We start from the raw sequence: 26,712 nt of genomic DNA, 5'->3' as shown, positions 1-26,712 counted from the left end.
ACGCCGAGCCTAAGCGAGGGGCCGGACGCCGGGGCGAGACTTTTTGGTTCCTTTTGTGGCGTTTGACAAAAGGGACTCGCCGTAAGGGCGAAACCGCCAGCAGCCATCACCCCAAAAACGGATATACACACCAAAAGAATCAGCCCGGCAACCACCCCCAAAGCCAATGCTGCAAATTATCCCCGCGCAACATGAAGTCCCGATGCACCGCCTCACGCAACTCATCCCCCATGCGGTAACTGGCATCCGGATCAGCCAGGTGCATACGAATCGCCTGCAACCACTCCTCAGTGCTATTGCTCAACACCTTGGTGCACGGCAAGAAGCCGTCGTACGCACGGGTATCCGTGCAAATCACCGGATACCCACAAGCGCCATATTCCAACAACCGCAAGTTGCTCTTGCAGTCGTTGAAGATATGAAACTCCAGCGGCGCCAACGCCAAATCAAGGTTCAGGCTCGCCAGCTTGTACGGATAACTCTGCAAATCGATGGTGCCGTGGAACTCATGGATGTACGGACGCAACGCGTCCGGGCACATGCCGAAGAACACCCACTCCACTTCATTGGCCAGCTCGCGAACCACGTCGGCAATGATTTCCAGATCACCGGTGTGGCTGGTGCCGCCACCCCAGCCGACCCGCGGCTTTTTCGAGGTGCGGCGCAGACTGGTGAGGCTCGCCCACGGCTCAGGCGGCAGCATGTTAGGCACCACGCGAATCTCGCTGTGCATGCTCGACAAAACATCTGCCAGCGCCTGAGTCGTCACCACCACGCGGTCGCACAGGGCAATACCGTCGCGCAACATCTGCTCGGTATTGCTCGGTTTGTTGCGGGCGTGGCTGTTCTTCTTCGGTGTGCTGACGATGTAGTCGTCGAGTTCGAAAATCCGCAGCGCGCTGGAGTACTTCTTCATGCGCAAAATGTCGGCCGCCGAACCGTCGCTGTAGCGCCCCTGCAAAATGATGGTATCGGGCGACAGGCGCTCGATTTCCACGGTTGACGGCGACTCGTAGGCCACGCGCGCAATCACCCGCCCTGCCGCCTCAAGCTCTGCCAGCGGCGCGGTCACCCGGTAATGCCCGATCGCTGATTCGTTGACCGGCAGCCCGAGAATCAGCGGCAGGTCGCGATGACAGAACGGGTTCCAGTTGTGACGCAATGAAGGCTCGAGGCTGAAGCTTGTGACGCCGAGAGTCAGCGCCGGGTTGTAGGCCGGGTCACGGGAGATTTTCGGCAGCCATTTGGTGTAGAAGGTTTCGTGTTCCTGCACCTGCGCCTGCAACTCGGCGGGCGACGTGGCGGGCAACGCGCCCTCCCCCAGCATCACGCTGGAAAAAGGTGTCCAGACAATCAGGTAGCCGTTTTTATCGGCCTTCAGGCACAGATCGACACCGCCCAGCCCCAGGTTGAAATCAACCTCATCCAGCTGATTCAGGCTGTCGAACACTTCTTTGCGCACCATCAGGCAATCACTGCTGACGGCGCTCCAGTTCTGCGCCACCTGTAGACGCTGCATGTAGCCTCGGGCGCTGGCATGCTCGCCAAGAAACGGCGACGTGGCCGGGCCGGCCAGCCCCAGAATCAAACCGGCCGAGACCACGGTGCCGTTGGCATTCAGCAACCGCGCCCCGACCACCCCGACTTCCGGGCGCTGGGCGTGATTGAGCAGTTCGGCCAGCCAGTCGCCGGCGTAAATCACGCTGCGCGGGTTGAGCGTCAACAGGTATTCGCCATGCGCCTGGCTGGAAGCGAAGTTGACCACCGCCGCCTCACCGCCTCGGCCGGCATGCCGCAGCACCCGCAGCATGGCGGCGCCCAAACCGGACATCGCATCCAGCCACTCGGCCATCGCCGAATCGCCGCGCCCTTCATCGACAATCAGGATTTCGTATTCGGTGTAAGTGGTCTGCTCGATCAGGCTTTCGGTGCAGCGCTGCAACGCGGCCAGCGAGGTGCCCGCGGCAATGATGATCGAGACCAGCGGCCGGTGCGCGTGCAGGTAATCGATGCGCTTGAGCAGCGGCAACTCTTCAGAGCGAATCCGGTGTTCGAGACCGATGCGGCTCAGGTGTGCGCTGACCAGCGCTTCACTGCCTTCGATCACCTCAGGCAACGAACACCAATCGGCGAAGGTCAGCGTCGACTCGACCTGAATTTCGGCGATGTGCTCGATGGTGTGCAGACCGGCCTCTTCCACCAGCCGCCAGAGCAGATCGTGCGGCGCCAATTCGCCGTGAGCGGAGTCGAAGCCGCCGACGGCCATAAAACGCTGCCGCTCAAACGCCAGAGCGCGGCCGACGTAAGGGTAAGAACGCAGCAGGTCGAGATTGAAGCCAGGCTTGAACACCGGTTCGGCAGATTCGCCTTCGACCAGCGCGCCTTCATCGCTGTAGGCGCAGAGCATGCCCGGTGTGCCGGCAATGCGCTCGGCCAGTACCAGCAGCGACGACTCGCGCAGCGTGTCACCCGCACGCAGCAAATAGAACCAATGCGCGCCTTCCAGTTGCGGCACCACGGCATTGAGTTGCTGCGACCAATTGTCGTCAAGTGGCAACTGCAGCACGTGATCGTCGGCATCGAACGCGGTGTTGGACAACACCACCACCGCTTGCGATGCGTAGAGCTGGCTGCCGAGGCTGGCCAAAGTGGCTTTCAGCCCGGCGCTGTCGGATTCGGTGTCGATGATGATCGGCACCAGGTTCGGACGCACGGCCCAGCGGCTGATGCGTTCCGGCAGGTGCCGTGCTTCTGCCGGATTGAACGTGCGCGCCGCCAGCCACTCGCGGTAGAACTCGGCATAGCTGTCGCTGTTACCGCCCACGCGGCCATTGACCACGGTGTTGCGGTTGCCCAGCACGCGCACCACGCACAACTCTTCCCACTGACGCGGCACTTCAGAAGCTTTGCTCAATTCGACGCAGCGCACCCAACCCGACGCCGGGGCCGACTCACCACCGCGCGACGTCAGCATTTGCGCCAGCCATTCCCATTCCTGCACGGCGGCGCGAGTCATTTCGGTGGTCTTGCTCAGACGTTCCGGGTACAGCCGCTCAGTGCTCAGCACCGTGTTCAGCGCGGCAATATTGCCGCGGCGCATCAGGCACACGAACAACGCGAAATCGAGCGTGGCGACAAACCCGGAACCTTCCTGGATCAGCGACGGCAACAGCTCGAGGACATCGGCGCGACGCATCATCGTCGAGCTGAAATTGCCGATGAAATTCCTCGGGGTGTTCTCGAAAATAGCCAACATGTCGTCGCCCTTGAGCAACGAATCAAGGGGCGAAAAGCGGCAGTTGTCGATCCGTGGCGGCAAGATGAAGTTATTGGCGTCGCTCATCATGCGCAGGCCGCACACGAGGGTGACCTCGCGATGATCGATCAGGATCTGCGCTTGTGACTCGATGCTCGGGGTAAACAGGCGGTCGTCGTCGCACAACACTTTGATGAACTCGCCGCGCGCTTCGGTGACGCAGCGCAGCAGGTTTTTTTGCAGGCCCAGACGCTTGGGGTTGCGCAGGTAACGGACGGGGTGCTGCGGCTCGACAAACGACGCAACGATGTTGCGAATCTCATCGGAGGGCGAGTCGTCGCAGATGACGATTTCGACGTTTGCATAGGTTTGAGCGAGCGAGCTTTCCAGCGCCTGGCTGAAGAAGCGCGGGTTGAAGGCGGGGATGACGATGCTGACCAGAGGGTGTTGATTCACGACGAAACTCTCGAGCGGCGAGCCTCTGCCCTTTCAGGCAGAGGCTGCGGAACCGCTTAGTAAAAGACGGTTGGCGGCTCGACAGACACAGACTCAGATCTTGTTGAACAAGCCCAGTTGGGCAATCTTGCTGAAGGCCAGCTGCGAGGCCTGCAACATGGTCTGTTGCAAGGTCAGGCGAGTCATCACTTCGGCCGGATCGGAATCACGGATCGCCGATTGGGTCTGGGTATTGGCCAGCACCAGGCTCTGGTTGGTGTCGCTCTGGGTATCCAGCGCCGAACCACGACCGCCGACCGAACTCAATGCGGTGGACAACTGATCCGCGCCGCTGGCCAGGTTGCCGATGCCGGAGTCCAGGGCCGCCTGAAACTTCTGCTTCAGGATCGGATTGCCGTTGATCGGCGTATTCAGCGCGGTTTTCAACTGGTTCACGGTGTCCAGGATGTTCTGGGTTTCGTGAGTATTGACTGCCACGCTGAACTGATCGCCCGCACCCGGCGTGCCAGCCAGGGTGAAACTCACGCCCGAGGCCGTCGCCACGCCGGCGGTGACCGTGCCGGAAGACACTGGCGTGCTGCTGGCGGTCAACGGTGCAGCGTACAGATCAAACGCGGTGGCGCTGGTGAACTTCATTACCGCCGAACCGGTCGGGAAACTGGCGTGGTAAGCCACCGGGTCGGTGATGGTGCTGCCCGTTACCTGAGTGGCTGTCGGGTTGCCCGGGCTGCGCGTTGCGGTAAAGCTGTCCGGCTTGGCGGCCAGGGTAAAGGTGTGGCCCGGCAGCACGGCGGCGGCGGTATCGCCAGCCGCCAGATTGATGTTGAGGTTCAGATCGACACCACGGAACGACACGGTCTGACCCGCAGCGGTGGCCGGGTTGAACGCGCCGCCCTGACTGGCTTCGGCGGTCACGTCGTTACCGCCCGAATCAGTAATCTTCAACTGGGTGCCGCTGATGACGGCAACGGTGTACGGTTCGCCGCTACGGAATTTGCTGTTGTAGGTCACGTTCGACGACACCTGGCCGTTGGACAGGACGACACGGCCGTCATCCACGGCCGGCGCGGTCATGGTGACCTGGCTGCGGCTGGTGTTGATGGCTTGCTGGAACACTTCCCAACCGGTGCTGTTGGTGGCCATCGACATGGTGTCGCCGATTGCCAGGTCCAGAGTCACCTGGTCGCCGTTATAGCTGTAGGTGCCATCGGCGTTTTGCGTGAACGGCACGGTATCGCCTTTGGAACCGGCAAAGATGTACTTGCCGTTTTCGTCCTTGCTGTTCATCAGGCTGACCAACTGCTCTTCGATCTGACCCAGCTCCGAAGCGTTGGCTTGACGGTCGGCGTCGGTGTAACCGGCGTTGCCGGCACCGATGGCCAACTCTTTGGCGCGCTGCAATACGTTGGTGATGCTGGTCATTACCGACTCGGTCTGACCCAGGGTCGCCTTGAGCGTATTGGTGTTTGCCTTGTACTGGTCGAGCATCGACGCCTGTTGACCCAATTGCAGCAGGCGCGAGGCACCGACCGGATCATCGGCAGCGGTATTGACGCGAACCAGGCTGCTGGCCTCTTCGCTGCTCTTGACCACGTTGGAAAAGTTCTTCTGATAGTTGGCAGCAGAGGACTCGTAAAACTGGGCGGTAGAAATGCGCATGGGCTACGACTCCTTAAAGACTGTTGATCAGTGTGCTGAAAATTTCCTGCGCAGCCTTGATGATCTGCGAAGACGCGGTGTAGTACTGCTGATACTTGACCAGGTTGCCGGTCTCTTCATCGAGGTCGACACCGGACAATGAGTCGCGGGCGCCCTTGGCGTTGTCGAGGATGGCGCTGGTCGCGGCACTGTCGAGCTTGCCTTGGGCCGCCTTGGCGCCGACACCTTCGACCAGTTTGCCGTAGGCATCGGTCATCGAGATGCCTTTGCTGGCGGAACCGGTGTCCACCACTTGCTTGGTTTGCAAGCCGGCCAGGGCCGTGCCGTTACGGTTATCCAGAGTGCCTGGCTGCGCGATATTGATGTCCACCGCCGTGCCCGTACCTGGCGAACCGGCCACGGTCATGTCGAAGCTGACGGTGCGCTGCACGGCGGGCGGGCCCGGATCCATGATCGGCGCACCCGTGCCGTCCTTGAGAGGCACGGTCAGGCTCAGGGTGTTGTTCTGGTTCGGCTTGATGGTGCCAGTGCTGATCTGCACGCCTTTGGCGTCGAGCAATTGGTAAGGCTGGCTGGAGCCATCGGCCGCTGCGGCACCGAACACCACTTTGACCGGCATGGAGGTGCTCATACCGCTCTGAATAAGCGCGGTGGTGGCCGTGTCGTAGATGTCGAACTGCGTGGTCAGGGTCGGCTGACCGCTGGACGAAATGGTCAAGGTGCCGCTGCCGCCCGGTGCAATCGCAGCGCTCAACGGTGCAGCGATGGCCAGACGCTTGGAGTCGGTCATCTCGGTCTTGATGTTGTCCGCCGCGTTGCGGGTCGGCGTGATCTTGAACGTGTCGCCAGCAGCAGCGGTGCCGCCGGTCAGCTTCAGCGAGAAACCATCAATCACTGGCGGCGGCGTGGTCAGCGTGCTGAACGCGCCCATCGACGTGCCATCCGGCAGGCGCTGCACGGTGTAGTTGGTGCCGCTGGTGAAGGTGACTTTGTAGTCGTTGATCGTCAGCTTGCCGCTGTCCTCGATGCTCACATCGAAGTTGCCCGAGCCGGCGCTGTTGCCGACGGTGGCGACACTGCGGTCGGCCATCTGTGCGGCGCTGTTGATGCTATTGAACAGGTTCGAGCCGAACGCACCGTTCTTGTCGATGCCCTGGGCCTGGAGGCTGTTCATCTGATCGGCAACAACCAGCGCCACGCGACCGAGTTCGTTCATGGCCGGGTCGAGCACGGTGCTGCGATAGCGCAGCAGGCCGCCCATTTCACCACCGGTCATCACCGAGGTGATGTCAACGGTGCTGGAACCGCGATTGAGCTGAATGCCCATGCGCGACGGATCGTCCTGGCTCGGCACCACTTGCAGGGTGCTGGCGGTGCCGCCCATGACCAGCGGCTGACCGCTGCCCAGGTAAATGTCGAGGTTGCCGTCGCGCTCGGTGACCTGCGCACCGGTGAAGGTGGAGAGCTGACGCACGGTTTCATTACGCGCATCGAGCAGGTCGTTCGGCATGCCGCCGGACTTGGAAACTTCGGAAATTTTCTGGTTCAACTGCGCCACGGTGGCGGCCAGTTTGTTGATCTGGTCGGCCATGTTCGTCAGGTTGCCGTTGATGCTCGCATTCTGTGCGGTCAACTGGCTGGACACTGAGTTGAAACGGTTGCTCAAGGCCTGGGCATCGCTGAGCAGCAACTGGCGGGACGCGTCGTCACCCGGCTTGGCGTTGACGTTCTGCACCGAGGCGAAAAACTTCGTCAGCGCGCCGTTGAGGCCCGTGCCGCTGTCCGACAGCAAGGCGTCGAGCGGGCTGATCTGCCCGGCGTACGCGGCCGCATCGCTGTTGAGCGAGGTGGTGGTCTGCAATTGCGCGTCGAGGTAGCTGTTGTAGACGCGACGCACGTCGGCCAGGGTCGTACCGGTGCCGATGTAGACCTTGCCGAACTGACTCGAGGGTTTGCTGCTCTGCACGGTTTGCTGGCGTGAGTAACCGGCGGTGTCAGCGTTAGAAATGTTGTTACCGGTAGTCATCAACGAGGATTGACTAGCGCTCAGACCCGACATCCCGATATTGAGCAAACTCATGGTTCAGACCTTATGCCTTGTGCCTATAGAGGCGTGGTGGAAGCGCCCGCCGCAGCGTAGTTTTGATAACTCGACATCTGCTTGGCTATCTGCGAAATCTTGCTGGCGTAATCCGGGTCTGTTGCATACCCGGCTTTCTGCAGCTCGCGTACAAACTGTTCTGGGTTATCGGCCGCTTTCACAACATCTTGATAGCGATTGTTGGTTTGCAGCAAAGTCACCAGGTCATGGAAGCTGTCTTTGTACGAGTCGTAGGAACGGAACTGCGCCGTCTCCTTGACCATCTCGCCATTCCTGAATTCGCTGGTGATCGCTCGCGCCGAATCACCGGTCCAGCTGCCGGTCGCCTTGATGCCGAACAGGTTGTGGCTGCTGCTGCCATCCTGGGCGCGCATGACCGATTTGCCCCAGCCGGTTTCCAGTGCCGCTTGCGCCACCAGGTAGCGGGCGTCGACGCCGATGCGGTCGGCGGCTTCCTTGGCCAGCGGCAGCATGGTGTTGACGAAGTCGTCGGCGGAACTGAACGCTTTTTTCGGCGGCGCCAATGGAATCTGCGCCATCGCGCGGCCATAAACCTGCAGGCGTCCGCTCGCGTTGTCATTGGTTTGCGTGGCCAGCCAGTCGCCATTGAACAGCGGACCGGCACCGGTCGTCGCCGGCGTGGTGACGCGCTCAGGCAAGAGGATTTTGTTCGGGGTCGCGGCGGCGGGGGGCGTGGCCGAAGGCACAAGACCGGCGAGCAAGCGATCCGCCAGTTTCGGCGGCAACGCCAGCCGGCGCTGGTTGATCAGCTCCATGTCATTGCGATGCGTGCCCTCGCCGGTCGGCGCTTTCACCGAGCGCGAAGCCCACAACGGACGCTGGCCATTGAGCCGCGACAGCGGACCGCCAGTGGCCACGGTGCCTGCCGCAATCGGCGTTGGCACAGCCGCTTTCGCCGCGTCCTGCTTGGCGGCGGACAACGCCGCCGCCTCGCCCGGCGCCAACGGTTTGTTCTTCGACATCTGACGCATCAACACGTCCGCCAGACCAATACCGCCGCCCTCGCGGGACATGGAAACGGCCAACTGCTGGTCGTACATTTCCTGGTATTGCTTGGCCGCCGGCGTGTTCAGCGGGTTGTCCTTGCCCAGCGCTTCGGTGGCCGAGCGCATGGACTTGAGCATTTCACCAAGGAACAGCGATTCGAACTCCTGCGCCACTTTGCGCATGTTGCCGTCGCTGTCCTTGTCGCCGACCTTGAGCTGGTTCAGTCGATTCAAGTCCGAGTAAGAACCCGAATCACTGCTGCTGACCAGACCGCTCTTGCGCATATCCATGGTTGCCGTCCTCAGATCACGATCAGGTCGGCTTGCAACGCGCCGGCCTGTTTCAGTGCTTCGAGGATCGCCATCAAGTCACCCGGTGCCGCGCCGACCTGGTTCACCGCACGGACGATTTCGTCGAGGGTGGTGCCCGGGCCGAATTTGAACATCGGCTTGGCTTCTTGCTGGGCGTTGACCCGCGAACGCGGCACGACGACCGTCTGGCCATTGGACAGGGGGCCGGGCTGGCTGACGATCGGGTCTTCGGTAATGGTCACGGTCAGGCTGCCGTGGGTCACGGCGGCTGGCGACACCTTGACGTTCTGGCCGATCACGATGGTGCCGGTGCGCGAGTTGATGATGACTTTCGCCACCGCCTGACCCGGGTCGACTTCAAGGTTTTCGATGATCGACAAATAGTCGACGCGCTGGCTTGGATCAAGGGGCGCACTGACCCGAATCGAGCCGCCGTCGATGGCCTGGGCAACGCCAGGGCCGAGCAAGTCGTTGATCTTGTCGACGATGCGCTTGGCGGTGGTGAAGTCGGAACGGTTGAGGTTCAGCGTCAGGCTGTTGCCCTGGTTGAAACCGCTCGGCACCGAGCGTTCAACCGACGCACCACCGGGGATGCGACCGGCCGACGGAACGTTGACGGTGATCTTCGAACCGTCCCGACCTTCAGCATCAAAACCGCCGACCACCAGGTTGCCCTGAGCGACCGCGTAGACGTTGCCGTCGATACCTTTGAGCGGCGTCAGCAGCAAGGTGCCGCCACGCAGGCTCTTGGAGTTACCGATGGACGAAACGGTGATGTCGACCTGCTGACCCGGCTTGGCGAACGCCGGCAGATCGGCACTGATCGACACCGCCGCGACGTTCTTCAACTGCACGTTGCCCGAACCCGGCGGCACCTTGATGCCGAACTGCGAAAGCATGTTGTTGAAAGTTTGCAGGGTGAACGGGGTCTGCGTCGTCTGGTCGCCGGTGCCGTTAAGCCCGACCACCAGGCCGTAGCCGATCAATTGGTTGGACCGTACGCCGGAAATACTGGCGATGTCCTTCAGCCGCTCGGCTTGCGCGTTGAACGCGGCCGACAGCATCAGGGCGGCCACCATCAGGTGTTTAAAGTTCAACGTGGCCACCTAGAAAGGGAACAGCGGGCTGAGGAAGAAACGGTCGAACCAGCCTGGCTGACTCGCATCGGCAAACGAACCGGTGCCCGAGTAAGTGATGCGTGCATCGGCGACGCGGGTCGACGATACGGTGTTGTCGGTGGCGATGTCATCGGCGCGCACCATGCCGGCAATGCGCACCAGCTCATCGCCGGTGTTCAGTGTCATCCACTTCTCGCCACGCACGGCGATGATGCCGTTGGGCAACACGTCCGCGACGGTCACGGTGATCGAACCGGTGAGGCTGTTGCCCTGCCCGGCCTTGCTGTCACCCTTGGTCGCGCGGTCGCCGCTGTAGCCGACGTCCAGACTCAGGTCGCCGCTGCCCACCGGGTTATTGGTGTTCAGGCCACCGCCAAAGAACGAACTCAGGCCGATGTCGGTCTTGCTGTTCTTGCCGATTTGCGAGTTGGCGCTTTTGCTCGCCTGGGTCTTCTCGTTCAGGGTGATGGTGATGATGTCACCGACCCGATAAGCCTTGCGGTCGCTGTACAGGTTCTGCTCGAAACCGGCCTGATAAATCGAGCCGTTATTGGCGGCAGCCGGCAGCGGCGTTCGCGGCAACACCGGGGCGTAATAAGGGTCATTGGGCTTGGGCGTCGGCGCGACGCAGCCCGCGAGCGCGGTGATCCCACTCAGTGCCAGCACAGATACAAAGCGATTCATGACCCTACCTCACGGTGTTGCAGGCGACCTCATGGTCGCCTCATAGACTTGATTACAGATTCTGCGTTACGAACGAGAGCATCTGGTCGGCGGTGGAGATCACCTTGGAGTTCATCTCGTAGGCGCGCTGAGTGGTGATCATGTTGACCATCTCTTCAACGGTGCTGACGTTGGACGTTTCCAGGGTGTTCTGCAGCGTGGTACCGAAACCGTTCAGGCCCGGCGTACCGACTTGCGGTGCGCCACTGGCGGCGGTTTCCAGGAACAGGTTGTTGCCCACGGCTTGCAGGCCGGCCGGGTTGATGAAGTCGGCGGTTTGCAGGTTGCCGATCACCTGGTTGGCCGGGTTGCCCGGAACGGTGATGGACACGGTGCCGTCGCGACCGACCGTGAAGGTCTGCGCGTCGTTCGGGATCACAATCGCCGGCTCCAGGGCGAAGCCGCTGGCGTTGACGATCTGGCCGTTGGAGTCGAGGTGGAACGTGCCGTCACGGGTGTAGGACGTGGTGCCGTCCGGCTGCAGGATCTGGAAGAAACCGCGACCGTCGACTGCCAGGTCAAGTGGCTGCTCGGTGGTTTGCAGGCTGCCGGCGGTGAAGTTTTTCTGGGTGCCGACGATGCGCACACCGGTACCCACTTGCAGACCCGACGGCAATTCGCTGTCCTGGGTCGACTGGGCGCCAGGCTGGCGTTTGATCTGATACAGCAAGTCCTGGAACTCGGCACGGTCACGTTTGAAACCCGTGGTCGATACGTTCGCCAGGTTGTTGGAAATGGTCGTCAGGTTGGTGTCCTGGGCGGACAGACCTGTTTTGGCAACCCATAGAGCCGGAAGCATTCGATTCTCCTCGTGCGCCTGTTTTACGGCGCGACGTTCTGATAATTAGCTGATCTGCAAGACCCGAGCCATGGCCTGGTCATCGTCTTTGGCGGTGTTCATCATCTTGATGTGCAGCTCGAACTGCTTCGACAAAGCCAGTACCGACGTCATCTCTTCGACGGCATTGACGTTGCTCGACTCAAGGAACCCGGACACCAGTTTGACGCCCGCGTCGGCTTGCGCCGGCTTGCCGTCTTTGGTGTGGATCGAACCGTCCAGGCCCTTGGTCATGTTCTTCAGGTCAGGGTTGACCAGTTTGATGCGGTCGACTTCCGCCATTACGCGCGGGCCTTCGCCCATCGCACGGATGCTGATGGTGCCGTCTTCGCCGACTTCGATTTGCTGCTCGGGTGGCACGGCGATCGGACCGCCATTGCCCATCACCGGCATGCCGTTGCCGGCACGCAACACGCCCAATGCATCAACGTTCAGGCTGCCGGTGCGCACATAGCTTTCAGCGCCATCGGGGTTCTGCACGGCGATCCAGCCATTGCCTTGCACGGCGACATCGAGGTCACGACCGGTTTCAACCATCGAACCCGGGGAGAAGTCGGTGGCCGGGCGCTCAGTCATTGCAAACGCACGCGCCGGAAAGCTGTCACCAAACACCGGCATCGAGCGGGCCTGTTCCAGGTCCTTCTGAAAACCGTTGGTGGAGATGTTTGCCAGGTTGTTGGCATGGGCCTTTTGCGCCAGTGCATTCTGGCTGGCGCCGGTCATTGCCACATAAAGGTACTTGTCCACACTCTTTCCTCTGCATGCCGGACGTTTGCCGCCCACTGCTGTACTGATGAGCGATAAGCAATTTGCAGACCAACTTTTTTCTGGCGGCGCCGGGGCCGGTAAACAAAGGACTTGGGGGAGATCGGGGGGATTTCCGGATTGTGTCAAAGTCGAAAAACCGGCGGTGTTATGCCGGTTGGTGGCAAGTGCTGGCCCTTTGCAGTCAACACAGATGTTCTGCGGGATGTTTACAGGTGAGGGATGTTTAAAGGTGAGGGATGTTTACAGGTGAGGGATGTTTACAGTTTGTGGCGAGGGGCTTGTTGTGGCGAGGGGGCTTGCCCCCGTTCGGCTGCGCAGCAGTCGTAAATCCAGGCAACTCGGTAGCCCTGACAGATTGCTGGGGGTTGCTTCGCAACCCAACGGGGGCAAGCCCCCTCGCCACAGAAGCCTCCCTCACCACAGAGGCCTCCTTGCCACAGAAGCCTCCTCACCACAGAAGCCCCCTGGTCACAAAGTTGTCGCTACCGCTGCTTAGGCACCGGGCTCTTTACCAACTTCATACTCACGCAGCTTGTTGGCAATGGTGGTATGCGAAACCCCCAACCGCTTGCCCAGTTGCCGACTGCTCGGATGTTCTGAATACAGTCGCTCCAGCACCGCTTTCTCAAAGCGCCCGACAATCGCATCCAACCCACCCTCCAGCGAAAAATCGCCAAGCGGCTGACGCACGCCGTAATCCGGCAAGCGAATATGCTCGGCCTTCACTGTGCCGCCCTCGCACAGGGAAACCGCCTGGAACAACACGTTCTCCAGTTGCCGGACGTTGCCCGGCCAATGGTAATGGCTGAGCCGCTCCATCGCCGCCGGCGCCAGTTTCGGCAACGGGCAGCCGATCTGGCGACTGGCCTGGTCGAGAAAGTGCTCCACCAGCGGCGGCAAACCGTCGAGGCATTCGCGCAACGGCGGGATGTGCAGCGAAAGCACGTTCAAGCGGTGATACAAATCCTGGCGAAACTCACCTCGGGCGCACAACTCGGACAAATCCACCTGCGTCGCACAAATCACCCGCACATCCAGATAAACCTCTTCGTCACTGCCTACACGCCGGAAGCAACCGTCCTGCAGGAAGCGCAGCAGTTTCACCTGCAAGCGCGGGCTCATTTCGCCGACGCCGTCGAGAAAAAGCGTACCGCCCGCCGTCAGCTCCAGCAGCCCAAGCTTGCCCTCGGCCCGCGCGCCCTCGAAAGCGCCGGGGCCGTAACCGAACAGCTCGGTCTCGGCCATCGACTCCGGCAACCCGGCACAGTTGAGCGCCATCAGCGGTGATTGGCCGCGCGGGCTCGCCAGGTGGCAGGCGCGCGCCAGCAACTCTTTGCCGGTGCCGGTTTCGCCTTCTATCAATAGCGGCGCATCCAGCGGCGCCATGCGTCGGGCTTCGCGCACTACCGCCGCCATCACTTTCGAGCTTTGGAAGATGCTGTCGAAGCCGCGTAGCTCCTGTTTGCGCACGTTGTAGATGCGCTCACCGACACGGTCGGCGCGGTGCAACGTGAGGACCGCGCCGGCCATGGCCTCGCTGTCGTCATGTTCCGATTGCAGCGGCGCGATGTCGGCCAGAAACACATCGCCCTTCACCTTCACCCGCAAACCGTTGATTCGTGATTTGTTGGCGCGCACCAGCTCCGGCAAATCGAAATCCTCGGCATAGCGCGACAGCGGAATGCCCGGCACCTCGTCCACCCGCACCCCGAGCAACTGCGCCGCCGCGCGGTTGGCGGCGACGATGGAGCCGCCCATATCGATCGACAACACGGGGAATTCCAACGCGCCGAGCAAGGCATTGAGCTCCATGTGCCGACGCTCGCTGGGCATAAGCCCTACGCGCTTGACGCCAAATACCCCGGCAATCGATTCGAATTTCGCCCGCAATGCCTGGAACTGAATGTTGATCAGGTTCGGACAATGCAGGTAGATGGCGTTGCCATGCTCACCACCGACCTCGCCGCGAGCGACGTTAATCCCGTACTCCACCAGCAAGTTGAGAATGTCGCGCAGGATGCCGATGCGGTTCTGGCAATGGACTTTGATACGCATAAGAAAGGCCCGAAAAAGACTGTAAGTAAGCTCGATGCCTGGCGCGAAACCGGTGGGAGCGGGCTTGCTCGCGAAAGCGTCGACCCCTCCCTGACATCGATGGGTCAGACACCTCGCCGTCGCGAGCAAGCCCGCTCCCACAAGGGAATTGCAGCGCCTCCGGGCGGATGTTTCTGCCAAGGCACAAAGTTAGTCGTCAAGATTATGTGACACCCAGAGCACTTTTCAACCCCGCGAATCGCAACCCCTGCGCCACAACGGCCAATCCGTAACGAAAACTTTACGAAATGTAGCGAATTTTCCTACGCGAGCTGCAAGCCACCTGCTGCAACTCCGCACGCCTTGAGGTATTTCTGGGTCCATAGCAGGACATAACAAGAACGAAATCCCCTAGCAGGAGAGCAGCATGAAGCAGACGCACTACGTGGCTCGCGAGCCCGATGCGCAAGGTTTTATCGACTACCCCGCCGAAGAACACGCGGTGTGGAACACGCTGATCACTCGTCAACTGAAAGTGATCGAAGGGCGTGCGTGCCAGGAATACCTGGACGGTATCGAAAAGCTCGGTCTGCCCCACGACCGCATTCCGCAACTCGGCGAAATCAACAAAGTCCTCGGTGAAACCACCGGTTGGCAAGTTGCCCGGGTGCCGGCGCTGATTCCCTTTCAGACCTTTTTTGAATTGCTGGCCAACAAGCAGTTTCCGGTGGCGACGTTTATTCGCACCCGTGAAGAACTGGATTACCTGCAAGAACCGGATATTTTCCACGAGATCTTTGGTCACTGCCCGCTGCTGACCAACCCCTGGTTTGCCGAGTTTACCCACACCTACGGCAAACTCGGCCTACAGGCTTCCAAGGAAGAACGCGTGTATCTGGCGCGTTTGTACTGGATGACCATCGAGTTCGGCCTGGTGGATACGCCTGAAGGCCAGCGCATCTACGGCGGCGGCATTTTGTCATCGCCCAAAGAAACCGTTTATTGCCTGTCGGACGCACCTGAACATCAGGCCTTCGATCCGCTGGAATGCATGCGCACACCGTACCGCATCGACATCCTGCAACCTTTGTACTTTGTCCTGCCCAACCTCAAGCGCCTGTTCGATGTGGCCCATGAAGACATCATGGGCATGGTCAAGCAAGGCATGCAGCTGGGCCTGCACGCACCGAAATTTGCGCCCAAGCCCAAGGCTGCCTGAACACTCCGACAGTCGCGGGATGCGCTGAAAAATAGTAACGTCCAACAAGAATCGAATCGGGAAACAGACCATGTCCACTTTGAACCAAGCCCACTGCGAAGCCTGCCAGGCCGGCGCCCCTCAGGTCAGCGATGAAGAACTGCCAGTACTGATCAAACAGATCCCGGACTGGAACATCGAAGTGCGCGACAGCGTGATGCAACTGGAAAAAGTTTTCCTGTTCAAGAACTTCAAACACGCGCTGGCATTCACCAACGCCGTCGGTGAAATCTCCGAAGCTGAAGGCCACCACCCGGGTTTGCTGACCGAGTGGGGCAAAGTCACCGTGACCTGGTGGAGCCACTCGATCAAAGGCCTGCACCGCAACGACTTCATCATGGCCGCGCGCACTGACGACGTGGCGAAGGATGCCGAGGGCCGCAAGTAATGCATTTCGATGCCATCGGCCGGGTTCCCGGCGACCCGATTCTCGGCTTGATGGAAGCCTATGCGCAGGACCCGAACCCGCGCAAATTCGACCTCGGCGTGGGGGTCTATAAAGACGCTCAGGGCCTGACGCCGATTCCGCAGTCGGTGAAACTCGCCGAGCAGCGCCTGGTGGATCGTCAGACCACCAAAACCTATATCGGCGGTCACGGCGAGCCGGCGTTCGGCAAGGCCATCAGCGAACTGGTGCTGGGCGCCGATTCCCCGCTGATCGCGCAACAGCGCGCTGGCGCAACCCAGACGCCGGGCGGCACCGGCGCGCTGCGCTTGAGTGCCGACTTCATCGCGCAATGCCTGCCAGGCCGTGGCGTCTGGTTGAGCAATCCGACCTGGCCGATCCACGAAACCATTTTCGCGGCGGCCGGAGTCAAGGTCAGTCATTACCCTTACGTCGGCAGCGATAACCGCCTCGACGTCGAGGCGATGCTGGCGGCGCTGGAAGAAGCGCCAAAGGGCGACGTGGTCTTGCTGCACGCCTGCTGCCACAACCCGACCGGTTTCGACCTGACCCATGACGACTGGCGCCGAGTGCTGGACGTGGTACGCAATCGTGACCTGGTTCCGCTGATCGACTTCGCCTATCAGGGTTTCGGCGATGGGCTGGAACAGGATGCGTGGTCGACCCGGTTGTTTGCCGCCGAGTTGCCGGAAGTGCTGATCACCAGTTCCTGCTCGAAGAACTTCGGGCTGTACCGTGATCGCACCGGCGCGTTGATTGTCTGCGCAAAAACCGCTGACAAGCTGATGGATATCCGCAGCCAACTGGCCAACATCGCCCGCAACCTGTGGTCGACGCCGCCAGACCACGGCGCTGCGGTAGTGGCGACCATTCTCGGCGACCCCGAGCTGAAAAGCCTCTGGGCCGACGAAGTGGAAGCCATGCGTTCGCGCATCGCCCAACTGCGCAGCGGGTTGCTCGACGCGCTTGAGCCGCACGGCTTGCGTGAGCGTTTTGCACACATTGGCGTGCAGCGCGGGATGTTTTCCTACACCGGTTTGCTGCCGGAGCAGGTCAAACAGCTGCGCGATCATCACAGCGTGTACATGGTCGGCACCGGCCGGGCCAACGTCGCCGGGATTGATGCGACACGCCTCGATCTGCTGGCCGAAGCGATTGCCGAAGTCTGCAAGTAACCCCAAACCATTGCATATCCCTTGTGGGAGCGGGCTTGCTCGCGAAAGCGCAGTGTCAGTCACCATTTAAATCGACTGATACACCGCTTTCGCGAGCAAGCCCGCTCCCACATCTGGTTTCGCCTCCGTCTTGGAGCCCTGCGGCCATTGGTCGCAGAAATCCGAGATAAACGTCTGTTTGTCATTTCTCCTGCTGTATCCTGCGCAGGCTTTGTAAAAGCGCGGATCTACCAGATCTATCAACAGACTTTGCGAGGAGCGCGAACCATGCACGAGATCCCTAATCTCCCCTTCCCAAGCCTGCACGAAACTGAGCAGACAACCCCGCAACAAGCCGGCGCCCAACAGCCCGAGCCGAAAGAAGCCTCTGACAGCCGCAAGGCTGACAGCGAAGACTGAAACACCCGCACCACCAGACCGTGTGGAAAGCGCTAACATGCGCTTTCCACACCGCCTGAACCCTTGAGTTGCACACCATGACTGACAATTTCAGCGACACCCAGGCCAGCGTCCTGATCGGCACCGCCGAGAAGATGATCGAGATCTGGAATCGCCTCTCCCCCGAAAAACAAGCCGCCCTGCTCGCCCGCTTCGGCAGCGAAGAAAACGCCTTGGCCGCTTTGGTCACGACGCAACTGGTTGCCCCCGCCAAGCCCTGAATCAGCCCCGTCCGGCAAATAGTTTTACTTTTCCACGACCCGCGAGCCTTCGCGCCGCTATCATAAGCAGCCTATCTATCCTGCTTTCCCGTGGACCTTTACCCATGTCTGAAAACCAGCGCCCCCTGGCGGTCACGCTGCAAGTCGTTTCCATCGTTCTGTTTACCTTCATCGGCTACCTGAATATCGGCATCCCCCTCGCCGTATTGCCCGGTTATGTCCACAGCGACCTCGGCTTCGGCGCCGTGATTGCCGGGCTGGTGATCAGCGTGCAATACCTGGCCACCCTGCTCAGCCGGCCTTACGCCGGCAAAATCATCGACAACAAAGGCAGCAAACTGGCAGTGATGTACGGCCTCGCCGGTTGCGGTTTGAGCGGTGTGTTCATGCTGATTTCGGCCTGGACCCAAAGCTTGCCGATGCTGAGCCTGATCAGCCTGTTGATCGGTCGCCTGGTCCTCGGCAGCGCCGAAAGTCTGGTGGGCTCCGGCTCGATTGGCTGGGGCATCGGCCGTGTCGGCGCGGCGAACACCGCCAAAGTCATCTCCTGGAACGGCATCGCCAGCTATGGCGCATTGGCCGTCGGCGCACCGCTGGGCGTGCTGTTGGTCAGTCATTTGGGCTTGTGGAGCATGGGCGTGAGCATCGTCCTGCTGGCGGTTATCGGTCTGGCATTGGCCTGGCCGAAAACTGCGGCACCCATTGTGGTCGGTGAGCGTCTGCCGTTCATGCATGTGCTGGGGCGAGTGCTGCCCCACGGCTGCGGACTGGCGCTGGGCTCGATCGGTTTTGGCACCATCGCCACCTTCATCACCCTGTATTACGCGACGCAACACTGGGACAACGCGGTGCTGTGCCTGAGCCTGTTCGGCGCAAGCTTTATTGGTGCGCGGTTGCTGTTCGGCAACCTGATCAACCGTCTCGGCGGCTTTCGCGTGGCGATTGTTTGTCTGTCAGTGGAAACGTTGGGCTTGCTGCTGCTATGGCTGGCGCCGGACGCGCATTGGGCGCTGGCCGGCGCGGCGTTGAGCGGGTTCGGGTTTTCGCTGGTGTTCCCGGCGCTGGGCGTGGAGGCGGTCAACCTGGTGCCAGCTTCCAGCCGTGGCGCGGCGGTCGGGGCCTATTCGCTGTTTATCGATTTATCGCTGGGGATTACCGGGCCAGTGGCCGGTGCAATTGCCGCCGGGTTCGGTTTTGCCTCTATTTTCTTGTTCGCCGCGATTGCCGCGCTGAGCGGTCTTGCGTTGAGTGTTTATCTCTACCGGCAAGCGCCAAGGCACCTTGATGAAAAGTACCGGGAAGAAAGAGCAGCCCGCTAGAAATCGACCTTGCCGCGCCCTGCCTTGATGCTGCCGCGCTTGGTCTTGGATTCGAGCCGACGCTTCTTCGAACCCAGCGTCGGTTTGGTCGGGCGGCGCTTCTTCTCGACTTTGGTGGCGCTGAGAATCAACTCGGTCAACCGCTCCAGCGCATCCGCGCGATTGGCTTCCTGCGTGCGGTATTGCTGGGCCTTGATGATCAACACCCCTTCGCTGGTGATGCGACTGTCCCGCAGCGCCAGCAACCGCTCCTTGTAGAACTCGGGCAAGGACGAGGCCGGAATGTCGAAGCGCAGGTGCACGGCGCTGGAGACTTTATTGACGTTCTGCCCGCCAGCACCTTGCGCGCGAATGGCCGTCAACTCGATCTCGGCATCCGGTAGGTGCACGTTGTTGGAAATCACCAGCATGGAGAAGCGTCCGGGGTCAGGGCCGCTAGAATACCGCGAATGAAGCCCTCGGAACGTCGTAGATCCACTGTGGGAGCGAGCTTGCTCGCGATGGCGATGTGTCAGGCAGTATTTATGTTGACTGGTACACCGCCATCGCGAGCAAGCTCGCTCCCACAAGGTTTGTGGGGATCCTGGAAACAACAAACCGGCACATGGCCGGGTTTGTCGTTCCTGCACGCCGGGTTATTTCACGGCGGTCTGCAACGCTTGCTGCGCGCTGCGCTTGTTCTTGATGCCATAGCAAACCCACATGAAGACGACCCACACTGGAATCGCATACACCGAGATCTGGATCCCGGGGATCAGCAGCATCACGCCGAGAATGAACACCACAAACGCCAGGCAGATGTAGTTTCCGTACGGGTACCACAGCGCCTTGAACAGCGGCGTTTGTTTGGTTTTGTTCATGTGTTGGCGGAATTTGAAGTGCGAGAAGCTGATCATCGCCCAGTTGATCACGAGGGTGGCAACCACCAGCGACATCAACAGTTCCAGCGCGTGTTGCGGGATCAGGTAGTTCAGCAACACGGCGATCAGTGTCACCGCTGCCGAGGCAAGGATCGACCGCACCGGTACGCCGCGCTTGTCGATTTTCGCCAGGGCTTTCGGCGCATCACCCTGTTGAGCCATGCCCAGCAACATGCGGCTGTTGCAGTAGGTGCCGCTGTTGTACACCGACAATGCCGCGGTCAGTACCACAAAGTTGAGGATGTGCGCGGCGGTGCTGCTGCCGAGCATCGAGAACACCTGAACGAACGGGCTGCCGCTGTAGGAGTCGCCGGACGCGTTCAGGGTGCTCAGCAGGCTGTCCCATGGCGTCAGCGACAGCAGAATGACCAAGGCACCGATGTAGAAAATCAGGATCCGGTAGATCACCTGGTTGATGGCTTTCGGGATCACGGTTTTCGGTTTGTCGGCTTCGGCTGCGGTGAAACCGAGCATTTCCAGGCCACCGAAGGAAAACATGATGATCGCCATGGCCATCACCAGGCCGCTGACGCCGTTCGGGAAGAAGCCCCCGTGGGCCCACAGGTTGCTCACGGATGCTTGCGGGCCGCCGTGGCCGCTGACCAGCAAATAGCTGCCCAGGGCAATCATGCCGACAATCGCCACCACCTTGATGATCGCGAACCAGAATTCGGCTTCACCGAAGACTTTGACGTTGGCCAGGTTGATCAGATTGATCAGCACGAAGAAGCCGGCGGCCGAGACCCAGGTCGGGATTTCCGGCGCCCAGTAGTGAATGTATTTGCCGACCGCGGTCAGCTCCGACATGCCCACCAGAATGTACAGAATCCAGCAGTTCCAGCCCGATAGGAAACCGGCAAAACCGCCCCAGTATTTGTGCGCGAAGTGGCTGAAGGAACCGGCCACCGGCTCCTCGACGATCATCTCGCCGAGCTGGCGCATGATCATGAACGCGATGAAGCCGCAGATGGCATAGCCGAGGATCATCGACGGGCCAGCGGTTTTCAGCACCCCGGCCGAGCCGAGGAACAACCCGGTACCGATCGCGCCACCGAGGGCGATCAGTTGAATATGACGATTTTTCAGGCCGCGTTTCAGCTCGCCTGAAGGCGCGTTTTGTCCACTCATGAAAGAAGTCCCACGTTCAACGTATTTGCAACGGTCATGCGTCACCTGTTTGTTTTTATCTGTGACGAAATCGAACCCGACACGCTCGTGACGCGACGGAGTGAACAAGGCGGATGGCCTTGAAGTGTGCGCATTTGCGCAGGAGGTCACAGGTAAAACGCGGCGCATTGTACACCTGTAACCCCCTGCTGCCAGACACCGCTGGATCAGCGCGCCATTTGCCGGGATTGCCTGTGTCCGCCTCGAGCGTCTCGGGCGGCTGCAAAAACAGAGTCGGACCGTTGCAGGTCATCGACGTGGGCGACGGAAACATCGCCCGACGGGGAGAGTTGAAGATGCGTCACGGCGTTCATTGCGCCTCCTTCTTGTTATGCGCCTGCACGGCAGGCATGGGGCGCATCTCACCCTTCCCGCGTCGCCGAAACAAGCAGGCCAGAGCCCTGCGAAGCCATTGCGCGACTGACTGGCGGCAGGTTTTCCTTACAGCCTTTTTTAAACCGTCGATCCTGTGGTTTTGGTGCTCACTATCGTCAGGATTTTTTTACACGCCGTAACGTTTAGTTTCCAAATCAGATTAATCTGTAGGACGACTGCAAATTGACGTTAGGAAGCTTCCTAAGGAAAAGGTCGAGTTAGTTTTTTGTTTTGTATTAATAAAATGTCGTTTAAAAAACAGAATAAAAAGTTCAAATAAAACTAATTCAATTATTTTTTTGCGTTTCAAAACACCGTGAACTAGGTTTTCAGCGACTTGCCGAGCCGCATCGACCGGCAAGTTGTTCTGACTCAAAAGTCATCTAGGAGATTCACTATGCAACTGGACAAAGACTTGGAAACTGAACTGCAACTGGACGATTGGTTTGAAGCACCGACCCATGAAGCCGCTGTTGAAATGATGCAAGCCGACGCGGTTGTTCCGTTCGGCACCGCGATGTGGCCTCTGTAAAGCCATCCCGGCAGGCACGATCCGGCCGGTCGTGCCTGCCACTTTTTTCTCGGTTTGTCAGGGAGGACTACATGGATAAGCTACGGGCCCTATCGCATTTCCTTTACTACCTCGAACATCACCCGGCCCTTGTCGGCATCAACCCGGCGAAGGTATTGCTTGGCCACACAGCAGATTACGAAGCATTGACCGGCGCCATTGCCGAGCAGGCCGGCAGCCGTTCACAGTTCCGCTTCAGCGCGATGCGTCTGGACCTCGAACCCACGGATTTGCTGGCCCAGGCCATTGCCGACAGCGATCTGTACATTTTCTTCTACGACTCTTCCACCCTGCCCAACCCACGCCCCGACGGCCCGGAGTTTGTTCGTGCGCTGCAAGGCGTGATGGCGGAGAACTGGAAGAAGTCGCTGCTGTTCAAGGATTACGGCGATTACTTTTACGACACATTCAGTGTCACCCCGCAACGCATTGCCGGGTTGAACAGCCACTTGATCCAGCGCATGTCCCAGGCCACCACGTTAAGTTTCAAAGATGATCACGGTTCGTGGTTTGAAACACCGCTGAGCAGCATCAAGAAGTGGACCGATATCAATGGCGTCGGCAACTTCGATCTGGCACCCGGCGAAATCGCCACCCACAGCGAAGCGATAAATGGCCGGGTGAAGTTTATGGGGACGTTCCTCAGCACCATTCCATTTGCCCGCAAGTACGGGGTGCTGGCGTCACCGCTGGAATTGTGGATCGAGAATTCGACTATCAGCAAGATCGCCACGGACGTACCGGGGCTGGAGCATGATTTCAACAAATACCTGGACGCCAATCCGTCGAATCGGCGGATCGAGGAGTTGGGGATTGGCACCAATGAAGGCGTGAAGACGTTGTATGCGCGCAATGCCGGGTTCGAAGAGCGCCATTGCGGCTTGCATCTTGGATTGGGCGGCGGGGCCAAGGGCAGTCATCATCTGGATTTGATTTTTTCCAGCGGGGTTTTGGCGCTGGATGATGAGCCGGTGTTTGATGGGCGGTTTGTGTTTTAGCCTGAAGGGATCAGGTGATGCTACTGGCGCCTTCGCGGGCAAGCCCGCTCCCACAGGTGACCGAGCGCTATCACGGTATGCGATCAAAATGTGGGAGCGGGCTTGCCCGCGAAGGCGTCCGACCATTCGCTACATCACTAAAGCCAGACCCAAAAAAAACGCCAACCCGAAGGTTGGCGTTTTTTATACGGCGCTTACCGGTTACTCCGGCTTGCGACGCCCAAAGCCCGGGCGCTGGCCCGAACCGGCTGGCGCGCCACGGCGTTTGCCCGATGGCGCATCCTTGTCGACCAGAACGATACCTGGGCGTTTTTTCGCCGGCGCCTTGGCCGGACGCTTGGTGTCGGCCGGACGGTCTGCCACTGGCGTACCGCGACTCGAATCGCCACGCGGAGCACCGCGATCACTACGACCGCCGCTTGGCGCGCCGCGACCTTCGCCACGCTCAGTACGACCGTTGGCCGGACGTGGTGTGCGCGGACCGCGCTCGCCATCGGCGCGTGGCGCTGCTGGTTTGCGGGCTGGACGCTCGCCTTCGATATGCGGTTCGCGGGTATCACGCGGCGTAGCGGCCGTCTGGTTACCGATAGCGGGACGCAACGAACGCACGCGCTCGGTCTTGCCCATCGGACGCGACGATTTACGCTGCATGCGGTCGAGCTTGTCTTTGCTCTTGGCGTTCATCTGCGGCATGGCCACAGGCGTCAGGCCCACTTCGGCACTGAGGATGTCGACTTCGTACTGGCTCATTTCGCGCCAGCGACCCATCGGCAGGTCGGAGTTGAGGAACACCGGACCGAAACGCACGCGCTTCAGACGGCTGACCACCAGGCCCTGGGATTCCCACAGACGACGGACTTCGCGGTTGCGACCTTCCATCACCACGCAGTGATACCAGTGGTTGAAACCTTCGCCACCCGGTGCCTGTTTGATGTCGGTGAACTTGGCCGGGCCGTCTTCGAGGACGACGCCAGCTTTCAAGCGTTCGATCATCTCGTCGTCAACTTCGCCACGTACGCGTACCGCGTATTCACGGTCCATTTCGTAGGAGGGGTGCATCAGGCGATTGGCCAGTTCACCGTCTGTGGTGAACATCAATAGCCCGGTGGTGTTGATGTCCAGACGACCGATGTTGATCCAGCGACCTTCTTTCGGGCGCGGCATCTTGTCGAAAACGGTCGGACGGCCTTCCGGGTCAAGACGGGTGCAGATTTCACCGTCGGGCTTGTTGTACATGATCACGCGGCGCACCGACTCGGCGGCTTCTTCGCGCTTGATCACCTTGCCATCAATGGTGATGGCGTCGTGCATGTCGACGCGCTGCCCGAGGGTGGCGTCTTTGCCATTGACCTTGATGCGGCCGTGGCTGATCCAGGCTTCTACGTCACGGCGCGAGCCGACGCCGATACGGGCGAGGACTTTCTGCAGTTTTTCGCCTGCAGGGCCGATTTCCTGATCGTCTTTCGAGCCGTCTTTCTGGTCGTTGATACTCATCTGGGCACCTCCCGGTGTGGTCTGTTCAGGCCGCTCTGAAGTGAGGGGGCCTGAAGAGTTGAAAGCAGGGTCTCGGGCGAAGGGATCGCCGGAGGGTCGCGAATCATACGCTCATGCAAGCGTTCGCGCATCAGAGACTAGCTGATGAATAGCCAGTTACTTGTTTTTCCGCCGACCGGCGGTGCCGAGTTTGATCAACCGCAACGCCGCTTCAGCCAGGACGGTGCGCTTGTCGGCCTTGTCGAGCTTCTTCCAGGCCTTGATCTCGCGCTTGCTGCGCCCACACCCGAGGCAGATGTCATCGGTGAATTTGCAGACGCTGATGCACGGGTCTTTGGTTGAGCTCATCATTGACTCCTGCGAACACATTTCAATGTCGGAGCGGGCTTGCTCGCGAAGAAGGAGTGTCAGTCGTCAAACTCGCGGCGTTCGGCCTCGATTGCTTCGGCCAGGGCGCGAGCTTCGGCTTCTTCGTCGGTCAACTCGGGTTCGGGCTTCGGCTGTTCGAGGGCAGCGACAGCGGCCAGGAGTTTCTCGCGCGCTTCGGCGACCCCAAGGACGTCATCTTCCAACTCTGGTTCCGGCGCTGCTTCGGCTGTGGCTTCAGTCTCGACCTGAAGTTCAACGTCGATCTCGGGTTCAGGCAGATCCAGCACTTCGTCGGAATCCGTCACCACGCTGTCGCGCAAAATGTCGTCGAAGTCGGTCTTGATCCCCTCCTCCATGGTGTCCAGCTCCAGCAGCAACGTGTGGAAACTGGTTTCTTCCTTCGGCTCTTCCGGCTCGGCGCTGGCGTCGGCCAGTTCCTGCAAACCGGCCGGCACCGGCGCGTCGTCGAAGTCGAGCACCGGGTCTGGCTCCAGCTCGCGCAACTCTGCCAGCGGCGGCAAATCGTCGAGGTTCTTCAGGTTGAAGTGATCGAGAAACGCCTTGGTCGTGGCGAACATTGCCGGCTTACCGGGCACATCGCGGTAACCGACGATGCGAATCCACTCGCGCTCCAGCAGCGTCTTGACGATCTGACTGTTGACCGCCACCCCGCGCACGTCTTCGATCTCGCCCCGGGTGATGGGTTGGCGATAGGCGATCAGCGCGATGGTTTCGAGCATGGCCCGCGAGTAACGTTGCGGGCGCTCTTCCCACAAACGGCCCACCCACGGCGAAAACTTTTCGCGAATCTGCAAGCGATAACCGGAGGCGACTTCCTTCAATTCGAAGGCGCGGCCATCGCAGGACTTGGCAAGAATCGTCAGCGCTTTCTTGAAGACGGGCGGCTCCGGGCGCTCGCCCTCTTCGAAAAGCTCGAACAGGCGTTCAAGCGATTGCGGTTTTCCCGAGGCCAACAGAAAGGCTTCAAGCAGTGGCGCCAGCTCGCGGGGTTCAGTCAGGTTCATGATTCAACTCGTTATTCGGCACGGGCTCGCACGTGGATCGCCGCGAACGGCTCATTCTGCACCAGCTCGACCAAAGATTCCTTGACCAGTTCGAGGATCGCCATAAAGGTCACGACCACCCCCAGACGTCCTTCTTCAGCGGTGAACAACTCGGCAAACGGCACAAAACCGCCGCCCTTGAGCCGTTCCAGTACGTCACTCATGCGCTCGCGGGTGGACAGCGCCTCGCGGCTGACCTGGTGGCTTTCAAACATGTCGCCACGGCGCAGGACCTCGGCCATGGACAGCAATATTTCCGACAGTCGTACATCCGGCAGCAGTTTGCGCGCCCTGGCTTCCGGAGCGTCGAGCTTGGGCACCACCACGTCACGGCCGACCCGGGTCAGGCCATCGATGCCTTCAGCCGCCGCCTTGAAGCGCTCGTACTCCTGCAAGCGGCGAATCAGTTCGGCGCGCGGATCGTCTTCTTCGTCTTCGATCGTTTCGGCGCGAGGCAACAGCATCCGCGACTTGATCTCGGCCAGCATGGCGGCCATCACCAGGTATTCGGCGGCCAGCTCCAGGCGCACCGACTGCATCAACTCGACATAGCCCATGTACTGGCGGGTAACTTCCAGGACTTTTCCGATGAAGTGATCAACTCGCCGGTGATGCGCAGCCTGATCGACACCGATTTCGAGGTGTACAAAAACGTGCTGCCGCCG

At 60.4% G+C, this 26,712-nt stretch carries 23 protein-coding genes; 8 read left to right on the top strand and 15 right to left on the bottom strand.

The window, feature by feature from the left end:
• Positions 1-139 precede the first annotated feature (139 nt).
• The 9 genes from ACQKP4_RS22225 to ACQKP4_RS22185 form a co-directional block, all read right to left on the bottom strand.
• Positions 140-3,712 carry a glycosyltransferase gene (locus ACQKP4_RS22225; RefSeq protein WP_427635748.1) on the bottom strand — a complete coding sequence of 1,191 codons (3,573 nt, stop codon included), beginning with the start codon at positions 3,710-3,712 and terminating at the stop codon, positions 140-142.
• A 93-nt stretch (positions 3,713-3,805) separates the two neighbouring features.
• Complete coding sequence (locus ACQKP4_RS22220) at positions 3,806-5,371, bottom strand: flagellar hook-associated protein 3 (protein WP_427635747.1); 1,566 nt, start codon at positions 5,369-5,371, stop codon at positions 3,806-3,808.
• 13 nt (positions 5,372-5,384) lie between these two features.
• Entirely contained in the window at positions 5,385-7,451 is a 2,067-nt protein-coding gene (gene flgK / locus ACQKP4_RS22215) for a flagellar hook-associated protein FlgK (RefSeq protein WP_427635746.1), read from the bottom strand.
• A gap of 23 nt (positions 7,452-7,474) precedes the next feature.
• Entirely contained in the window at positions 7,475-8,770 is a 1,296-nt protein-coding gene (gene flgJ / locus ACQKP4_RS22210) for a flagellar assembly peptidoglycan hydrolase FlgJ (RefSeq protein ID WP_427635745.1), read from the bottom strand.
• 11 nt (positions 8,771-8,781) lie between these two features.
• On the bottom strand, positions 8,782-9,870 hold the full coding sequence (locus ACQKP4_RS22205; RefSeq protein WP_427635750.1) for a flagellar basal body P-ring protein FlgI: 1,089 nt from the start codon (positions 9,868-9,870) through the stop codon (positions 8,782-8,784).
• A 27-nt stretch (positions 9,871-9,897) separates the two neighbouring features.
• The gene (flgH, locus tag ACQKP4_RS22200) at positions 9,898-10,593 is read right to left on the bottom strand and encodes a flagellar basal body L-ring protein FlgH (protein ID WP_427635744.1); all 696 of its coding nucleotides are present in this window, start codon (positions 10,591-10,593) and stop codon (positions 9,898-9,900) included.
• Between the two features lie 52 nt (positions 10,594-10,645).
• Positions 10,646-11,431, bottom strand: coding sequence for a flagellar basal-body rod protein FlgG (gene flgG, locus ACQKP4_RS22195; protein ID WP_027922324.1), 786 nt, complete (start codon positions 11,429-11,431; stop codon positions 10,646-10,648).
• A gap of 45 nt (positions 11,432-11,476) precedes the next feature.
• A complete protein-coding gene (locus ACQKP4_RS22190) occupies positions 11,477-12,217 on the bottom strand; it encodes a flagellar basal body rod protein FlgF (RefSeq protein WP_427635743.1) in 741 nt (246 codons plus the stop codon).
• Positions 12,218-12,730: 513 nt separating this feature from the next.
• Entirely contained in the window at positions 12,731-14,293 is a 1,563-nt protein-coding gene (locus ACQKP4_RS22185; protein WP_427635742.1) for a sigma-54-dependent transcriptional regulator, read from the bottom strand.
• Between the two features lie 406 nt (positions 14,294-14,699).
• Here ACQKP4_RS22185 and phhA point away from each other — a divergent pair, with 406 nt between their 5' ends.
• The 6 genes from phhA to ACQKP4_RS22155 all read left to right on the top strand — a co-directional run bounded on the left by phhA (position 14,700) and on the right by ACQKP4_RS22155 (position 19,089).
• The gene (phhA, locus tag ACQKP4_RS22180) at positions 14,700-15,491 is read left to right on the top strand and encodes a phenylalanine 4-monooxygenase (RefSeq protein WP_427635741.1); all 792 of its coding nucleotides are present in this window, start codon (positions 14,700-14,702) and stop codon (positions 15,489-15,491) included.
• Positions 15,492-15,561: 70 nt separating this feature from the next.
• The gene (locus tag ACQKP4_RS22175; RefSeq protein WP_123509107.1) at positions 15,562-15,918 is read left to right on the top strand and encodes a 4a-hydroxytetrahydrobiopterin dehydratase; all 357 of its coding nucleotides are present in this window, start codon (positions 15,562-15,564) and stop codon (positions 15,916-15,918) included.
• Positions 15,918-17,111, top strand: a complete 1,194-nt coding sequence (locus tag ACQKP4_RS22170; protein ID WP_427635740.1) for an amino acid aminotransferase — start codon at positions 15,918-15,920, stop codon at positions 17,109-17,111. The genes ACQKP4_RS22175 and ACQKP4_RS22170 overlap by 1 nt, the downstream gene beginning before the upstream one ends.
• A gap of 267 nt (positions 17,112-17,378) precedes the next feature.
• The gene (locus tag ACQKP4_RS22165; protein ID WP_427635739.1) at positions 17,379-17,510 is read left to right on the top strand and encodes a hypothetical protein; all 132 of its coding nucleotides are present in this window, start codon (positions 17,379-17,381) and stop codon (positions 17,508-17,510) included.
• A gap of 77 nt (positions 17,511-17,587) precedes the next feature.
• A complete protein-coding gene (locus ACQKP4_RS22160; protein ID WP_427635738.1) occupies positions 17,588-17,770 on the top strand; it encodes a hypothetical protein in 183 nt (60 codons plus the stop codon).
• A 104-nt stretch (positions 17,771-17,874) separates the two neighbouring features.
• On the top strand, positions 17,875-19,089 hold the full coding sequence (locus ACQKP4_RS22155) for an MFS transporter (protein WP_427635737.1): 1,215 nt from the start codon (positions 17,875-17,877) through the stop codon (positions 19,087-19,089).
• Here ACQKP4_RS22155 and arfB read toward each other — a convergent pair.
• Together arfB and ACQKP4_RS22145 are read right to left on the bottom strand one after the other, a co-directional pair.
• Entirely contained in the window at positions 19,086-19,499 is a 414-nt protein-coding gene (gene arfB / locus ACQKP4_RS22150) for an alternative ribosome rescue aminoacyl-tRNA hydrolase ArfB (RefSeq protein WP_008010994.1), read from the bottom strand. The genes ACQKP4_RS22155 and arfB overlap by 4 nt on opposite strands.
• Before the next feature lie 225 nt (positions 19,500-19,724).
• Positions 19,725-21,137 (bottom strand): amino acid permease, encoded by a 1,413-nt coding sequence (locus tag ACQKP4_RS22145; RefSeq protein WP_427635736.1) that lies wholly within the window; start codon positions 21,135-21,137, stop codon positions 19,725-19,727.
• A gap of 811 nt (positions 21,138-21,948) precedes the next feature.
• Here ACQKP4_RS22145 and ACQKP4_RS22140 point away from each other — a divergent pair.
• A complete protein-coding gene (locus ACQKP4_RS22140) occupies positions 21,949-22,083 on the top strand; it encodes a hypothetical protein (RefSeq protein ID WP_054049237.1) in 135 nt (44 codons plus the stop codon).
• A gap of 71 nt (positions 22,084-22,154) precedes the next feature.
• Positions 22,155-23,120, top strand: coding sequence for a leucyl aminopeptidase (locus tag ACQKP4_RS22135; protein WP_427635735.1), 966 nt, complete (start codon positions 22,155-22,157; stop codon positions 23,118-23,120).
• 201 nt (positions 23,121-23,321) lie between these two features.
• On the opposite strand, the gene rluB is transcribed toward ACQKP4_RS22135, so the two are convergent.
• The 4 genes from rluB to ACQKP4_RS22115 form a co-directional block, all read right to left on the bottom strand.
• Complete coding sequence (rluB, locus tag ACQKP4_RS22130; RefSeq protein WP_427635734.1) at positions 23,322-24,614, bottom strand: 23S rRNA pseudouridine(2605) synthase RluB; 1,293 nt, start codon at positions 24,612-24,614, stop codon at positions 23,322-23,324.
• A gap of 156 nt (positions 24,615-24,770) precedes the next feature.
• Positions 24,771-24,962, bottom strand: coding sequence for a DUF1289 domain-containing protein (locus ACQKP4_RS22125; protein WP_427635733.1), 192 nt, complete (start codon positions 24,960-24,962; stop codon positions 24,771-24,773).
• Positions 24,963-25,021: 59 nt separating this feature from the next.
• Positions 25,022-26,008: an SMC-Scp complex subunit ScpB gene (gene scpB, locus ACQKP4_RS22120; RefSeq protein WP_427635732.1), complete on the bottom strand. Its 987-nt coding sequence runs from the start codon at positions 26,006-26,008 to the stop codon at positions 25,022-25,024.
• Positions 26,009-26,019: 11 nt separating this feature from the next.
• On the bottom strand, positions 26,020-26,682 hold the full coding sequence (locus ACQKP4_RS22115; RefSeq protein ID WP_427635749.1) for a segregation and condensation protein A: 663 nt from the start codon (positions 26,680-26,682) through the stop codon (positions 26,020-26,022).
• Between the last annotated feature and the right edge of the window lie 30 nt (positions 26,683-26,712).

Source organism: Pseudomonas sp. NPDC086278 (assembly GCF_050280905.1).
GTDB lineage: Bacteria > Pseudomonadota > Gammaproteobacteria > Pseudomonadales > Pseudomonadaceae > Aquipseudomonas.
Note: the sequence above shows the minus strand (reverse complement) of the source record. Positions and strands in the feature narration are given on the sequence as shown.